Here is a 15,841-nt window from a genome sequence, read left to right as displayed (position 1 = left end):
GACACCACTGTGGCAGAGATTACCCAAGCAATTCTGGTCAATTTATCTTCAATCCTCTACCTCAAACCCAGGAAACTAGATTGAGCAAAGGATGTAACATATTTTATACTACAACAAATATGATATGATTTTTTTTACACACTTAGAAGTTTTATTACGTATTTTTCATTTATTAATAAGTTGTTGAACTTGCCGCATTATGAATCAACTATCACTGCGCTATGGTGTATTTATAATTTGTTTTGGATTACTATTGCTTTATGTAATTACACCATCATTTATACCTTGGTTTCCTGTCTTAGTAGTTATCGCTTTTATCGGATTAACTGCCAAATCTACCATTGACGGATTTCGTCTAAAGAATGGGTTATTAAACCAAGTAAATATCATTGAACAACAAATTAAGAGTGAGCTAGTTCAGAAAGTTAAAGTTATTAGTAAAAATCAATATGAGAAAATTAATAAACTAGCTCTGATAGAAAAAATATGTAGTGAAAATAGAGAATTGAAAATTTGGGAAAGAAATAAACGCTCTTATCAATTACTACCAAACTCCCTGCTAGCACTTGGATTACTGGGTACTTTCTTGGGTATTACCATGAATTTATTCTTAATCAGTAGAAATACTGGTGGTGAACTGCAACTGCAAAAAGCCTTACCAGATATTATCGGTTCAATGGCGATCGCATTTGTGAGTAGCCTTGCAGCTTTAGCCGGAAGTGTGTTTCTGACGAAATTTCATCCGACTTATGATTTAGATTTAGAGAAAGATAAGCTGCTGATTTCTTTAGAAGATTACCTTGATAATGATTTTTTTATATCTCAAAATCAGCCCACGGTGGCAGATAAGATTGATGTTCTCATTAAGACAATAGACAATTATTCCCAAAGCTTAAAAAGTTTTATTACAACTCTACCGAAAAATACTCAAGATTTTCAAAATGCTGTCACAGCAGCTTCTAATACACTAAATACATCTGCGAATAATTTTCAGGCTGTAGCGAATCAGTCTTCGCAGTCGATGCAAACAGGCGCTAATGTCTTAAGTAACGCGACTAACAACTTGGCAAAATTAACCACAACTTTTACTGATATTACATCTTCGCTTCGTGACTCGACAAATTCTTTCGATAACGCCATAGATAAATTACAAAACTATGCAGATAATCTGCAAGCTATTGGTAACACTTTGGTTAATAATTCTTCACAGATCCAAAGCTTAATTCAGAATAATCAACAAAACCTGACTCAAGTGAGCGATCGCCTGGTGCAAAATGCTAATACACTGTCAGCAAGTAGCCAATCTTTCAATACTAATGTATCGCAGCTAACAACATCTTTAACTCAGCACACAGGACAAGTCGGTACACATAATAATCGATTGCAGAGTTTAGCTGGAGTAATTGAAAATACTACACAATCTTCTAATACTAATATAGCGCAAGTAGTTTCAGTATTAAATCAAAATGCATCTTTACTAAGTAACCAAATTAATCAATTGCAAAATATCACTGAAAAAATTGATCGTAATACTCAAGGAATGAAGCAAATTCAAACTAGCATTGCTGATTTATTAGCTGTATTAGCCAGATTACAACAACCTTGAGGTAAATCTCAATGGAGAAAATAAAATATGCCAAGAAGAACAAGAAGTTTACCGATGAATGAAACTTTTAGCATCTGGACTTCTTTTACAGATTTAATGTCCAATGCTTTTATGATTATTACGCTGCTGCTATTATTAGTAATAGCGAGAAACTCAAAAAATATTAATAATCCCCAGATAGGAATTGGTGCTGATGAGAAACCAACAATTATTGAACTACCAGCAGCCAAATATGAATTTCCTTCAGGTAGTGCAGTTTTACCACGCAATTTAAAAACCGATATTGGTCAAAATGGCATAATTTTAAAAGAAATTGAAAATAATATTAAGCTAATTGAAAATAGTAATAAAAAAGTTGATGTTATCGAAGTTATTGGTCATACAGATGGTGAAGAAGTAGGTTCTTTAAAGTGTAGTAATCAAAATGGCGGTAATTTAGATACAAAATTAGAAGAAGTCGCTAAGGGTAATAAGGATGTTTCGATTCTTTGTCCTGGTTCTAATGCTGATTTAGGCTTAATGCGAGCCTTAGCGGTAGTTAAAGAATTGCAAAATGTGCAACGTCAAAGAAAATCAGGACTTTTCAAACGGCTAAAATTTAGAGCCTATTCAGCGGCGCAATTGCTGCTACCAGACGATCAAGGATTTGCGTCACCAGACAGAAGCGACAATCCCAAACGCCGGCGGATTGAAATTCGCTTCGCTCAGTTGGGACAGTATAAAACCCCAGGTAATAACCGTTAATACTAACTTTCTGACTGGTTATTTTTATTTCTATCCAACTTCTCTTGTATTGCATCTCTACAGAATTGTGCTGGATCATCTTGTGACTTAACAGCTTCCTTCATTGACTCAGTAACACGAAAGCTGAGGTTAGCCGTTAATGGTTCTTCACCTTTTGCTTCTATTGGTTTCAAGCTTTCTGGATTACCTTTAGGATTAGGCATTATTGAGAAATGTTAATTAGCTTTTGAAACATAAGCGCGCAAGTGTTTAATAATTTATTAGTGGTTGTCTAAACTTTGGCGAGTACAGCAACCACTAAATATCCACTTACAAAATGGACATTACCATTCTATGTTTTCACGAACTGAATTAGAAGTATTGACAATCCCTGAACTTAAAGCATTGTGTCAACGCTACGGTGTGAAGCCGACGGGTTCAGAGGCTTACAAAACCAGCTACTTAACTTCTTTGATGGCGTTTCCTGCGATCGCCCTAAAACAGATGGAAGAAAACAGAGGGTTAAGAATGCTCTCATTCGCTAACCTCCAGAATCTAGGTGTAGCACTGGATGAAATGAACTCACCTACTGATGAACAAGTAGCGTTAATCAGGGTGTCATTTGAAGGTAGGAGGATGGAATATCCCCAAAGGTATGATCAAGAGAAGCTGTTAGCGCTGTATAGGGCTAAGTTGCTACTGGAAGAAACGATTAACCGGCTATCACCACTGTAGGTAAACTGACTGAGTCACTAAAGGGGGGATATAGCGGTTCACGGGAAAGATGCAACATAATTGAGGGTGGGGAAACCCCGCCCCTACCAAAATCTTAATTACATATCAGAACCCGGATTGGTATAAGCACAAATCCTCAAGAATAACTCTATAACTCAATACGGTTCAGTTAAATTGAGATGCAATACTCGTAGGGGCACGGCACCGATAAAATTATGTGATACACCGAAAGATTTTAGATGTTGCCTACAATTTGTCTTAACTGAACTGTATTGAGCTTTAACCAAATGAAACCAGACATTACTCATCCACAGAACTCGATGTAAGTTGCTGTGAACCATGTATCACAGCCAGTACTTCAATTTGTTCGGGTTTAATATAATAAATAATTCTATATGATCCTTCAATCACTTCTCGAATTTGCTCGGTTTCAAATTCCGATACAATTCGACCCGACAAAGGAAAATTTGCAATCTGTTGGGAACGTCTAGTTATACGGTCAACTACCCTAGCCGCATACTGTGGAGAAGTTTGGGCAATATAAGTATAAATTGCTGAAAGATTTTCTACTGCTGTTTCTGTCCAGTAAACATTCACTCTGGCAGTCCAAATTTTTTCCGCACTTCTTGTACAGAAATTACATTACCAGCTTTGCTATCTGCTAGTCCAGCTTCCACTGTTTGTCGCACATAAATTTGATACATCAAATCATCCCATGTGGAATTTTCTGGTAATCTATCAATTAATTTATGAGCTTCTTGTTTAATGTTGATATCTTTCATCACTAGTTAACCAAATAGTATTTGTGCAGCTTTGGATATATTGTAGATGCAAAAAAGCTGTGCTACTTGGTCTGTGCATATCTTTTAGGAAAGAGCCTTCTGCACTTCTATGACTTAGAAAAAATATTCAACGGAGAGGGGGAGATTCGAACTCCCGGAGGTTTTAGCCTCATCCGATTTCAAGTCGGACGCAATCGACCACTCTGCCACCTCTCCAGTAAACTGTCTAGCTTGTTGCGTACCTGCTATGCAAACGCTTTCCTAAGTTAGCACAAAAGCTGACAGATCATACTATATCTTACATTTACGCAGATTGCACTACTGGGCGCGATCGCTCGTAAAAAATTTCCTCTGAGACTATCCGGTAATCATCGCCTACCCAAACTAGGGAGACTTGGGACACCACACCCGCCTCTAGGGAGACTAAAGAAAAATTACGCTGCTTATTACCGTTAACTTCTACTATCCTGGGGACACTAGCCGCATTCAAGTAAATTGTCCCTTCGGGGCTTCTCAGCACAGGCTTGCGTAGCTCTTTCTTCGTATGCCGTAGACTATGGTGCATATGTCCAAATGTCACCAGAGGAATGGTTTTACCAGCGTTGAGAGCCTGGGAAATCGCTTCGCCAAAGTCTGGATCGCCAAAATCGCCACCAATCGGGAGCCAGTCTTTGCCACAGGGATCTTCAGGGCGATCGCCTAATCCACTAGGCCCATTGTGCCCGAGAAAAATAATCGTGTCGTAGGCAGCACTTTTTACCGCCGCCATAATTTTATTTGCTGATTCTTCCAGATCCGTTACACCGTAACGTTCTTTGCAGATGTCAGCAAATCTCCACTCTGGCCCACCCCAGCTAAAAGGACGACCACCCACCACCGTTAAATTCCACTGAGGAAAATCTAGCTTGCTGTAACCGACATGGGCAGTTCCTAATAAATCGAGTTGTTCCTGTACCCAGTCTTCCTTGGAGCGGTCGTAGGGACACTTTTTCCGTCCCCATTCTGTGGCAGTGTACCATGCATCGTGGTTGCCCATTACGGCGGCTTTGGGAATATCAAGGGAAGCGATCGCTCTTACCACCTCCACCGACTCATTGCCAAAATCCCCCACAAACAGCACTAAGTCCACACCCAAATGCTTGAGTGCTATACCATCTTCTTCTTCCCATTGGTCGTGAACGTCGCCAACTACAGCTATTTTCAGGTTTGTTGATTTTGTTATCTCACTGGTCATGCCACTGTCCTTGCCGTCTACTTTTAGGATAGGCAACTCAGCCGGATTTGGACACAAATTGGCAACATGAAGCCTCAACGATTTTTGGTAAAAACCACTATATTTTTTGGTAAAAACTACTATAATTAATCCACAGGTCAAATACTTGCAACTTTAAGCAACCCCTACTGTGTTCAACACTGCACTTGCTCAACGAGAAACCACCCATCCGGGTGCATTACCACTGGATTTATTTGCGGCGATTGAGAGTCTCAAAAAAGAACTCAACGCGGTGATTTTAGCCCATTACTATCAAGAGCCAGATATCCAGGATATTGCAGACTTTATTGGGGATTCATTACAACTAGCCAAAGCCGCAGCTAATACCAATGCAGATGCGATCGTCTTTGCTGGTGTTCACTTCATGGCAGAAACAGCAAAAATACTTAATCCTGATAAATTGGTACTGCTACCAGATTTGAATGCTGGTTGTTCTTTAGCAGATAGTTGTCCGGCTGAGGCGTTTGCAGCCTTTAAAGCCGCCCATCCCGATCATCTAGTGGTTTCTTATATTAACTGCTCTGCCGATATTAAAGCCATGAGCGATATTATCTGCACCAGTTCCAATGCTGTGAAGATTGTGCAGCAAATACCGAAAGAGCAGCCGATTATTTTTGCTCCCGATCGCAATTTGGGGCGCTATGTGATGGAGCAAACCGGACGAGATTTGGTACTGTGGGACGGTAGCTGCATCGTCCATGAAACCTTCTCGGAAAAGAAAATTGTCCAGTTAAAAATCGCCCATCCCGAAGCGGAGGCGATCGCCCACCCAGAATGCGAAACTAGCATCTTGCGCCACGCTAACTATATCGGCTCTACAGCAGCTTTACTCACATATTGTCAAAACAGCCCTGCGCAGGAATTTATCGTGGCTACAGAGCCAGGTATCATTCACCAAATGCAAAAACTAGCTCCCCAAAAGCGGTTTATTCCTGCGCCACCAATCAATAATTGTAATTGCAACGAATGTCCGTTTATGCGGTTAAATACTTTGGAAAAAGTGTATTGGGCGATGAAAAATCGTACTCCGGAAATTACCATGTCTGAAGAGATTCGGTTAGCAGCTTTGCGTCCAATGCAACGGATGTTAGAAATGAGTGTTTAGGTTGCTTAAACCCCTCTTCCCTGGTAGGGAAGGGGGTATCGAGTCCCCCTCTGGGGATAGGGGTAAAAAGATTTGAAGAGGAGTTTTAAGTATACTTTGCGACTTTTAAAACATCCTCTCAAACAAAAAACAATGTAAAATATGTAAGTAAAGTTAACATTTATTTACAAATTACCTAGAAGACATGCTAACTGCAATTCTCTTTGACCTAGACGGCACTATTGTCAATACTGACCCCATACACTACCAAGCTTGGCAGCAAAAACTGGCTAGTTATGGCATAGAAATTGACGAAACTTTTTACCAATCTAGAATTAGTGGACGACTAAACCCAGAAATTGTCAAAGATATATTGCCACAATTATCACCCGCAGATGGAGAAAAATTTGCAGATGAGAAAGAAGCGCTTTTTAGAGAACTAGCAGCAAATCTCCAGCCGCTGAGTGGATTTTCGGAATTAATAGAATGGACCCAAGCACATCAGTTAAAACGTGCTTTAGTTACTAATGCCCCTAGATTAAATGTAGAATTTATCCTAGATGTTTTGGGCATCAAAGAAGTTTTCCAGACAATTGTTTTAGCAGAAGACTGCACAGCAGGTAAACCAGACCCCACACCTTACAATGTTGCCCTAAATAATTTGGGGATTCAAGCACCAGAAGCGATCGCACTTGAAGATTCTCCCTCTGGAATTCGTGCGGCTGTTGCTGCTGGTATCCGCACCATTGGTATAGCTTCTACTCACGATCCCAAAATCTTACTAGAAGTCGGTGCTTTTATCGCAATTCCCGATTTTACTAATCTGCAACTGTGGACATTACTCAACTCCATGAGTAAACAAGATTTGAGTATAGCAATCTAAATCATTCGTGAATAACAAGATCCCCGACTTCTTAAAGAAAAAGGGGATCTGAAGCTCACTGATTTAATTACGAATTACGAATTACGAATTACGAATTACGAGACCTAGCTTTAACTAATAAACCAATACCAATCAAAGAACCTAGCACAGTTGTTGGTTCAGGTACTTCTGTAGGTGGTTTTCCTGATTTTGCTGGTAGTGGCTGCGGAACTACAAATTCCCTATTTATGGCGTTGTTAGCTGTATTAAGAGCTTGACCACCACCACCACCACTACCACCACCACCACCACCAAGCAGTGCTAACAGTCCTGCGAGTGGAAACATACTACCTAATATTTCTCCCCCTCCTGCTCCCCCAGCGCCGGCTGGGATTACAGGTAATAAACTTGATCTTTTTAACTTTCTGACAGACCAAGACTGAACTCTAGCTTCAGCATCACTGAATTTGGAGAATAAATAAACATATCCCTGATCTTTTACAGCTTTGTTAGCATCTGTAAAAAAACCGTTGTTGATATACACAAAGTACTTATAGCTACCATCTTGAGATTTGCTATCTTGAAGCACAACTGTATTTGGCTCCAAATCGAAAGTTTTGCTAGCCTTACCATTGAAGTTGGGATAGCTAATCAGATTAGGAGAATTTCCCAAGAAAATCTCTAATTTTTCCAATACAATCTTTGCTAAATCTGGATTTGGTTTTGTTTGAACTGGCTCCTTGACAGTTAAGATAAACTCACGGTAATCTGTCCCACCTATGTTGACGATTGGCACATCACTTAACTTCAATGAGTGGGATACTTGTTGTTTTTTGCGAGCGTCTAACTTAACCACAAAAGAATCTGTGTTGTAGCCTTGTATTGTTGGAGTGTTTGCTGAGGCTTCAATCTGTAAAAATGTATTTAATTCATCATCGCTTTTAAGAGTCTCTTTGCTAATCTTTTTGATGCAAGCATCCTTACCTTTGATGCAAATAGACTCACTGGGATTAATCAAGCTGATCCTCGTAGCTGAAGCTTGAGCAGCAGCAATTTTGGTTAAGAAAATCATGTCAGATAAAGCTATTAATCCGAGTTGAGCGAGAATTATCCAAATTTTTGGCCAGAATATTTTTTTTGTGTATTGTAGCTCTAATTTACTAGGTAACAATAATAACGCCACCATTTTAAGTAATTACTCCGTCAGTATAATTTAAGCAACTGTATAATTCAAAGCAGAAAAATTATGAATTTAATCTACACGTTACCATTACTAGTAATTTAGTTTGTGTTTTTTATACAATCTTTATATTAATTACTTAAGTAAAAATTTTTAATGAAGCTATTTAACCTCTGGGGGGAAACCGCTTTCAAACTCAGGGTTTGAGCAAACAGCAAGTAGTCGCATCCGGTTTGGGAATCAGTGTAATATCATGTCAGTCTAATCACTGACAATATGTAATTGCGATCGCTCTTAGCAGTAGAACGGCGCGATCGCTAGCTTCGTCATGACAAGTCTTGAGTGGGACAGGCGATAAATTCCCGATCCCGAAATATATCCACCGCCTGCTTTTTCTTGCGATAATTCCCAAGGAGCATATGCTCTACACTGGTTAATCAACGGAAGTATAGATGAGCATCAAACGGTTGGGTTTAATAGGGCTAACGCTAATATCGTTGGTGTTGTCCGGCTTTTCTTTATTCAGCAGTTGGCAGGAACCTCAGTTCCAAAGTCGTCTAGAACTTTATCAAATAAATATTGCGCTGCAAGCGCAAGCTTGGCAACCAGAAGATAGCAAAGACGAAAATTTTCAGGTAGTTCGGGATGCCATACTAGGCGATCAACCCTTGGAAACCGCTACTAAGCAATATCAGCAAGCGCAAAAATCGGTGCAAACCAATTTGGACAAAGCCAAAACTCAACTGGCAAAATTGCGTTCTGCGTCAGTTACCACTCCTGCACCTCCTAAACCCTTACCAGAAACTCGTCCATCGGAAAAACCCTCAAATCCACAGGAGCAACAGTTACAGCAGTCCCTCAACCAGCTGCAAAAATTGTTGGCTGAATTAGATTTACGCCTGGGAATTTTACAAGCAGAGCAAGGAAAGACAGATCAAGCACTCTCAACTTGGACTGATTTGCAGCAACGCTCAGATATTAGTCCCGAATTTCCCGAAACATCTGCTGTGTTGATTGGTTTGTGGAGTAATCCCCCCCGTCTGCTACCAAATGCTCAACAGCTGATTCAAAAAAATTTAGAAGGTTGGTTTCGCTCCACTGCTCTAGTGCAACTGTACCAAAAGCAGCAACGGCAAGAAGCACTCTCAGCAGTTCAAGCTGCACAACAAGAAGCTGCTACCCAAGCTGTATTTAAATTAGCGCTGATTGGGATTGTCCCTACCTTGACAGCTTTGGTCGGTATGGTACTGCTGATTGGTTTGTTGGCTCAGCGTTTGGTTAAAGGAAAAGCCGCCTTACTCGCTCAAAATGCTGATGTCCCTTGGTCAACGCCTTGGGGTGGAGAAACGATTATACAGGTGTTTATTATCGGCTTTTTCTTGATGGGACAAGTGTTTATACCGCTGTTATTCTCGCTGCTTCCCATCCAACTTGCCGGTGGTAGTGTCCGCTTTCAGGCTTTCTCTGTTTTGCTGCGTTATGTTGTGGTAGCAATAGGTGCGCTATTAGTACTGTATCTATCGATCAAGCGCTTTTTCCCTTTACCAGAATACTGGTTTCGCTTCAATTTCCGAGGTAATTGGTTTTTATGGGGATTGGGTGGTTATTGCGCCGCTTTACCGATAGTCGTGGTAGTGTCTTTGATTAATCAACAACTTTGGCAAGGACAAGGTGGTAGTAATCCGCTCTTGCAACTGGCACTAGAAAGCCAAGATTCCGTAGCACTTGGACTGTTCTTCGTCACAGCTGCGATCGCTGCCCCATTTTTTGAAGAAATACTGTTTCGCGGCTTTTTGTTGCCCTCCCTGACTCGTTACCTACCCGTTTGGGCAGCCATTGGGATCAGCGGTCTGCTCTTTGCTGTGGCTCACCTTAGCTTATCGGAAATTTTACCACTCACCGCCTTGGGGATCGTTTTAGGTGTAGTTTATACGCGATCGCGTAACTTGCTTGCGCCGATGCTATTACACAATTTATGGAATAGTGGTACTTTACTCAGTCTGTTTCTTCTCGGCAGTGGCAATCAATAATACGTATTATTACGGTTGCTAAAACCTTGAATTATTTGCTTTCATCTGGATATATCACAATAATATATAGTAGGACTTACGCAACTGGGACAATAAATAAAAGTTAGGGTTGTCAAAAGTCCAAAGTCTAGAGTCAATAGTCAAGAGTCAATAGTTAATAGTCCAAAGTCAAAGGACTAATAAACCTTGACTCTTAACCAATGACAATTGACCAATGACCAATGACAATTGACACCCTCAACGGGAAAGCGCGAGACAAGCCGCTTTAGTCCTGAATATGTCATTTTCACTTTAGGCATATCGAAAAAAGTCCGGATACAAAACTGATGGACTTGTAGAAAGGGTTATTCCAGCAATAAGAGTATTTGCTGATTATAATTAAGTAACGCATTCCCCACGACTAAAGTCGGAGGCTTTTAGCAGCCCTGAGAAAATAGCGGCTTGGTTCCTATACAGGTTCCGAAACACTATCCCCCGAACCTCTAGGCGCGGTTACGATTGAACAGAGGATGGACTCATCCCCACGCCCCAAAAACACATTGGTCTGCTATTTAGCAAGCAATATGTTTCTACCCACTACGAGACTACGCGACAGTCTCTTATCTACTGGAAAGCTGTTTCTGCGGGGTAGGCAGTGCCTTGTCCTATTTCGATATAAGAATATTCTCTCATGGTTTACTGTATTTTTAACGACGAATAAATACGCACTCATCGCCTTACCCCCATGCATGAATGCAGTAGCTCTCCTCGGCGCGAGGACTTTGGTGAATTCTCCTCAAGAGAAATGTCTCACTTACGAATTTACACAGCTAATTTGCCAAAGACTACTACTACTGTGCCACGTTAATTTTGATGGGCTGCGAGATCCCCGACAACTTTTACGAAGTCGGATATCTGACACCTCGCAATTCAAGAAAAATTATGTGATGGACTACTAGCCCCAATATGTGAATATTTATCGCCCCTTTCTATAACGCTATTTTATTACTCTGAAAAAATAAAAATATTTAGAGGTGGGTTTAAGGCTTTGCGTACTCTATTGGCGTTCCCCTAGCCTTAACCCTTTCGGGGAAGCAGTTCTGTATCGCAGTACGCGTTTACGTTACGCAAACGCCACTTGTCCAAGCCAAGTTTCCCCTCCAGGGCGGTAGCTTCCAAAGCTATACCTAGATTTATCAAAACCTATCAACATCAAGGTTGATGATTTTTATTTGATGATAGTAATAGAAAAGCAATAGTTACAGGCAATATCAAATTAACTCATTTTTGTAATTCTGAAGAGCGTTTCATAGAGAATCGTGGCTTTTTTGTTATGGCTATTTTTCTAATAACTTGCTTTTTTTGCACAGAAAGTAAAAATATATTTAGCTGTTAAATATATTTACTTTTTTCTGAAATAATCATTAAAAATTACACCTAATTTATCAAGGAGCAACCCTAAAGATGGCAAATCTCAACTCCCGTCAAACAAGTAAACAACTTATGGCTGGCTACTGTGGGATTATTTTCGGAGGTTTTGGTGTCCATAAATTTATTTTAGGATATTCTCCAGAAGGTTTTATCATGCTAGTTATTTCTGTAGTAGGTGGAACTTTCACCTACGGTTTTACATTTTTAATTATGCAACTTTTGGGTTTAATTGAAGGCATGATTTACTTAAACAAAAATCCAGAAGAATTTGTCAATACCTACTTTATCAATAAGCAAGGCTGGTTTTAAAATTCCTATTTCAAAATTTCAGCCATATTTATTTTTCAAGTTTGTCTCAATGACAAAAATTCACAAATCACCAATCAAAAGAAATAACACTTATGTGACAAGATTTTTATTTATTTTATCTAGTAGCTGTATGGGCGGATTACTATTATAGCGGACGAGTAAATAAATGACCTATTAGACCTCTTGCATAAATATTTTTTGTCTCACGCATAGACGCGCAGCGGCTTCCCGTAGGGTAGGCGCAAAGCCGCAAAGAATAACGCGAAAATAATCACTTTTGCAAGAGGTTTATTGAATAGATCTGAACAACTTGAAAAAGCTAATTACGAATTACGAATTACGAATTACGAATTACGATTACTGGTATGCTAACTTTCAAACGTCAAAAGCTTTCCTTGGTCTTATTCTTGCTAGTAGGCTTAGGATATTTCAGTGTTATGTCTAATTTAGAAATTAATTATTTTTTTAAAAGCATGATAGCCATCCTACCTATTCAGGTTGGAGCATTGATCTACATGTCTCATCCACGGTGGAGTCGTCGTTGACAAGGGGGCTGGGGGCACAGAGGAGCAAATAACAAATGCCCAATGCCCAATGCCCCATGCCCCATGCCCAAGATTAATATCTTTGACATCGAGTCTTAGTTCCAGATTTCGCCTACCCTGAAATTAGGACGCTTTTAGTCAAGCGTCGGATTTTGAAGCGAATGTAACTAAACTCTTGCCATGCAACTTGTTCCTGAAACTCAACTCAACCCAGAACCGATCCCCATGACAGAGAAAATTATTCTGGATGTTGGGGGTATGAAGTGTGCAGGGTGTGTAAAAGCAGTAGAAAAACAGCTAACTCAACAGCTAGGAGTCAAGAGTGCTTGTGTGAACTTGGCGACAGAGGTAGCAGTGGTAGAGGCAGAAGTTGGTACACTCGATGCAGAACAACTGGCAAAGCATTTGAGTGCCAATGGCTTTCCAACTCAACCCCGAACAGCCGCCGGGGCTATATCTTCCACAGAAGATCCAGAAGCACGACAGCGCCGAGAAATGCACTCTTCCATGAGACAATTGGTGGTTGCTGGGATACTACTAGTCTTGTCGGGAATTGGACATTTTGGTAGTATGGCAGGCTTAACATTGCCATTGTTCAATAACATCTGGTTACATTGTGGACTGGCAACATTAACCATACTGCTTCCAGGTCGCCCAATTTTAGTTGATGGCTGGCTGGGCTGGCGAAGAAATAGTCCCAACATGAATACCCTAGTAGGATTGGGAACCCTGACAGCCTATACGGCTAGTTTAGTGGCGCTACTGTTCCCCCAAATGGGTTGGGAGTGCTTCTTTGATGAACCAGTGATGATGTTGGGGTTTATTCTCCTGGGAAGGACTTTAGAACAACAAGCCAGAGGTAAAGCCGCCGCAGCATTTAGGCAATTGTTAGCACTACAGCCTCAGGTGGCGCGGTTGATTGCTAACCCAGAGAAAATTGGGCAAGCGACTGATGGAGAGGGTTCGCACCGCAACCAAAATAATGTTATTGGTTCAGCTAGCATCGAGATTCCCGCAGAACAGGTGCGAGTTGGTGAATGGTTACAAATACTGCCCGGTGATAAAATCCCCGTTGATGGTGAAGTTCGCTGTGGGCAAACTACGGTGGATGAGTCAATGCTGACAGGGGAAGCCGTACCTGTAATTAAGCAACCAGGGGATTTGGTAACAGCAGGGACTCTGAATCAGTCGGGGGCGATCGCTATCCAAGCAACCCGTACAGGTAGCGATACAACTTTAGCTCATATTGTCGCCCTAGTAGAAGATGCCCAAACCCGTAAAGCACCAGTTCAGAAATTAGCAGATACGGTTGCGGGTTACTTTACTTACGGGGTATTAACAGCTGCTTTATTAACTTTTATCTTTTGGTACTTCTGGGGTACGCATATCTGGACAGATATCTCCATGTTTAGCAGCATGGAAATGACTCATCACTCAACACTGGCTCATACTCATTATTCTCCACTCCTGATCAGTTTAAAACTAGCGATCGCAGTTATGGTAGTTGCTTGTCCCTGTGCTTTGGGGCTAGCTACACCTACAGCTATTCTTGTCGGTACTGGTTTGGGTGCGGAACGTGGTCTATTAATTAAAGGTGGCGATGTTTTAGAACGGGTACATCAGTTAAATACTGTGGTATTTGATAAAACAGGCACTCTGACTACAGGTAATCCTACGGTAACAGATTGTCTGCCAATAGAGGCAGAATCTTCTCAATCACTTTTGCAACTGGCAGCAGCAGTAGAAAGCGGCACATACCATCCGCTAGCTAAAGCTATTCAACAGTCAGCTCAGCGTCAACAGTTAGCGATCCCCGAAGCTAAAGATTTCCATACCGAACCAGGACTCGGCGTGTCAGCTATAGTGCAAGGTAAAAGCGTACTACTAGGTAATTGGGAATGGTTAAGTTGGCACGGAATTACAATTAGCGATACTGCACAACAGTTGAGTCAAAAGTTAGCGACAGAGGGTAAAACAGTTGTTTGCGTAGCAGTGGACTCAACTTTAGCCGGAATTATTGCTGTTAGCGATACCTTGAGATTAGATGCGAAAGCTACAGTAGACCAATTGCGCCAGATGGGTTTACGAGTAATGTTGCTGAGTGGCGATCGCCCAGAAGCAGCTAGTGCGATCGGTAAACAACTGGCGCTAGATAGCACTGATATCATCGCTGGTGTCCCCCCCAGTAAAAAAGCCGCCGCCATTCAAGAATTACAAACCAAATCCGCAGCTGTTGTGGCAATGGTTGGAGATGGGATCAATGATGCTCCAGCTTTATCGCAAGCAGATGTGGGAATTGCTTTATACTCAGGAACAGATGTGGCAATGGAAACGGCTGCTATTGTACTGATGCGCGATCGCTTAAGCGATGTTGTCGAATCAATTCACCTCAGTCGTGCCACCTTCAACAAAATCCGTCAGAATTTATTCTGGGCTTTTGCATATAATACAATTGGTATTCCCTTAGCAGCTGGTGTTTTATTACCCAGTTTGGGTTTTATACTTAGCCCATCTGGCGCCGCCGCATTAATGGCCTTTAGCTCAGTTAGTGTTGTTAGTAACTCAGTCTTATTACGGCGTTTAGCTCATCGACCTTAAAATTCCTCGATCTCCTTTCTATGCTGATTGGGCAGACTACAATCGTAATCAGGAGTTAAGCATCTACTAAAGCCTGTTGAGAATCTGACAAAAGTTAAACTAACAGGAGTAGAACAGTCAAATTCTACTTTTTTGAGACCATATGCAACTTAATGCTTATTAAAGCAGTACCATAGGCTGTAAGACGTGAGAATGGCAGGAAACTATATTAAACAATTCTTGGTAAATCACAGTTCAACCGATTTGAGCCGCGATGCATCAATGGCAACACAAACCAATGAAAGTCATCTTCTGATTATTGAAGACGATCAAGGTCGTAAGGAATTTACTCTAGAAAACCCCGTCTACTCTATCGGTAGAGACCGCGAGTGCAATATCCGCTTGGTGTCGCAGTTTGTCTCCCGTCGCCATGCAACATTAGTGAGATTGCCAAGAGAACAGAATAGTCAAAGCTACTATTATCGCATTGTCGATGGTGATGCCAAAGGCAAGCTCAGTTCTAACGGTCTGATGATTAATGGGCGGAAAATGCCATCCTACGATCTCAAAAATGAAGACGAAATTATTTTTGGTCCTCAGGTACGTGCCATTTATTACTTGCTACGTAACTCTCATCGCTCCGGACAAACTGATGCCAGTGAGTATGATATTACACTCATAAACCCTGGTATGACTGAGGATCTAGAAGAAATCTAGAACCAACA

14 protein-coding genes and 1 tRNA gene are annotated in these 15,841 nt (G+C 41.0%); 9 read left to right on the top strand and 6 right to left on the bottom strand.

Going from position 1 to position 15,841, the window contains the following annotated elements; translation table 11 throughout:
- The first annotated feature begins 199 nt into the window (after positions 1 to 199).
- Positions 200 to 1,606: a hypothetical protein gene (locus AACU32_RS35760; RefSeq protein ID WP_096607002.1), complete on the top strand. Its 1,407-nt coding sequence runs from the start codon at positions 200 to 202 to the stop codon at positions 1,604 to 1,606.
- Between the two features lie 27 nt (positions 1,607 to 1,633).
- Positions 1,634 to 2,350: a flagellar motor protein gene (locus AACU32_RS35755; RefSeq protein ID WP_096607001.1), complete on the top strand. Its 717-nt coding sequence runs from the start codon at positions 1,634 to 1,636 to the stop codon at positions 2,348 to 2,350.
- A 2-nt stretch (positions 2,351 to 2,352) separates the two neighbouring features.
- Here the strand turns inward: AACU32_RS35755 and AACU32_RS35750 are convergent, their stop codons facing one another.
- Positions 2,353 to 2,553, bottom strand: a complete 201-nt coding sequence (locus tag AACU32_RS35750) for a hypothetical protein (protein WP_096607000.1) — start codon at positions 2,551 to 2,553, stop codon at positions 2,353 to 2,355.
- A gap of 130 nt (positions 2,554 to 2,683) precedes the next feature.
- On the opposite strand from AACU32_RS35750, the gene AACU32_RS35745 reads away from it, so the two are divergent.
- Positions 2,684 to 3,064 (top strand): hypothetical protein, encoded by a 381-nt coding sequence (locus AACU32_RS35745; protein WP_096606999.1) that lies wholly within the window; start codon positions 2,684 to 2,686, stop codon positions 3,062 to 3,064.
- A 300-nt stretch (positions 3,065 to 3,364) separates the two neighbouring features.
- On the opposite strand, the gene AACU32_RS35740 is transcribed toward AACU32_RS35745, so the two are convergent.
- From AACU32_RS35740 to AACU32_RS35725, 4 genes are all read right to left on the bottom strand, one after another.
- Positions 3,365 to 3,661 (bottom strand): type II toxin-antitoxin system RelE/ParE family toxin, encoded by a 297-nt coding sequence (locus AACU32_RS35740; RefSeq protein ID WP_096606998.1) that lies wholly within the window; start codon positions 3,659 to 3,661, stop codon positions 3,365 to 3,367.
- The gene (locus tag AACU32_RS35735; RefSeq protein WP_096606997.1) at positions 3,658 to 3,846 is read right to left on the bottom strand and encodes a hypothetical protein; all 189 of its coding nucleotides are present in this window, start codon (positions 3,844 to 3,846) and stop codon (positions 3,658 to 3,660) included. The genes AACU32_RS35740 and AACU32_RS35735 overlap by 4 nt, the downstream gene beginning before the upstream one ends.
- Positions 3,847 to 3,977: 131 nt before the next feature.
- Positions 3,978 to 4,062: transfer RNA gene (locus AACU32_RS35730), tRNA-Ser, on the bottom strand.
- A gap of 88 nt (positions 4,063 to 4,150) precedes the next feature.
- Positions 4,151 to 5,080, bottom strand: a complete 930-nt coding sequence (locus tag AACU32_RS35725) for a TIGR04168 family protein (protein WP_096606996.1) — start codon at positions 5,078 to 5,080, stop codon at positions 4,151 to 4,153.
- Positions 5,081 to 5,249: 169 nt separating this feature from the next.
- Between AACU32_RS35725 and nadA the strand changes: the two genes are divergently transcribed.
- Both nadA and AACU32_RS35715 read left to right on the top strand, forming a co-directional pair.
- The gene (gene nadA, locus AACU32_RS35720) at positions 5,250 to 6,224 is read left to right on the top strand and encodes a quinolinate synthase NadA (protein ID WP_096606995.1); all 975 of its coding nucleotides are present in this window, start codon (positions 5,250 to 5,252) and stop codon (positions 6,222 to 6,224) included.
- Between the two features lie 184 nt (positions 6,225 to 6,408).
- Positions 6,409 to 7,086, top strand: coding sequence for an HAD family hydrolase (locus AACU32_RS35715; RefSeq protein WP_096606994.1), 678 nt, complete (start codon positions 6,409 to 6,411; stop codon positions 7,084 to 7,086).
- 88 nt (positions 7,087 to 7,174) lie between these two features.
- Here AACU32_RS35715 and AACU32_RS35710 read toward each other — a convergent pair whose 3' ends face one another.
- On the bottom strand, positions 7,175 to 8,251 hold the full coding sequence (locus AACU32_RS35710; protein ID WP_096606993.1) for a PEP-CTERM sorting domain-containing protein: 1,077 nt from the start codon (positions 8,249 to 8,251) through the stop codon (positions 7,175 to 7,177).
- Between the two features lie 446 nt (positions 8,252 to 8,697).
- Between AACU32_RS35710 and AACU32_RS35705 the strand changes: the two genes are divergently transcribed.
- From AACU32_RS35705 to AACU32_RS35690, 4 genes are all read left to right on the top strand, one after another.
- Positions 8,698 to 10,275: a CPBP family intramembrane glutamic endopeptidase gene (locus AACU32_RS35705; protein ID WP_096606992.1), complete on the top strand. Its 1,578-nt coding sequence runs from the start codon at positions 8,698 to 8,700 to the stop codon at positions 10,273 to 10,275.
- A gap of 1,443 nt (positions 10,276 to 11,718) precedes the next feature.
- Entirely contained in the window at positions 11,719 to 11,994 is a 276-nt protein-coding gene (locus tag AACU32_RS35700) for a TM2 domain-containing protein (protein WP_096606991.1), read from the top strand.
- A 725-nt stretch (positions 11,995 to 12,719) separates the two neighbouring features.
- Entirely contained in the window at positions 12,720 to 15,137 is a 2,418-nt protein-coding gene (locus AACU32_RS35695) for a heavy metal translocating P-type ATPase (RefSeq protein WP_096606989.1), read from the top strand.
- Between the two features lie 192 nt (positions 15,138 to 15,329).
- Positions 15,330 to 15,833 carry an FHA domain-containing protein gene (locus AACU32_RS35690; protein ID WP_096606988.1) on the top strand — a complete coding sequence of 168 codons (504 nt, stop codon included), beginning with the start codon at positions 15,330 to 15,332 and terminating at the stop codon, positions 15,831 to 15,833.
- Positions 15,834 to 15,841: the final 8 nt, after the last annotated feature.

The organism is Calothrix sp. NIES-2100 (assembly GCF_963875285.1).
Taxonomy (GTDB): Bacteria; Cyanobacteriota; Cyanobacteriia; order Cyanobacteriales; family Nostocaceae; genus Aulosira.
The sequence above is the reverse complement of the archived record's forward strand: the minus strand, read 5'-3'. Positions and strand labels throughout refer to the sequence as shown.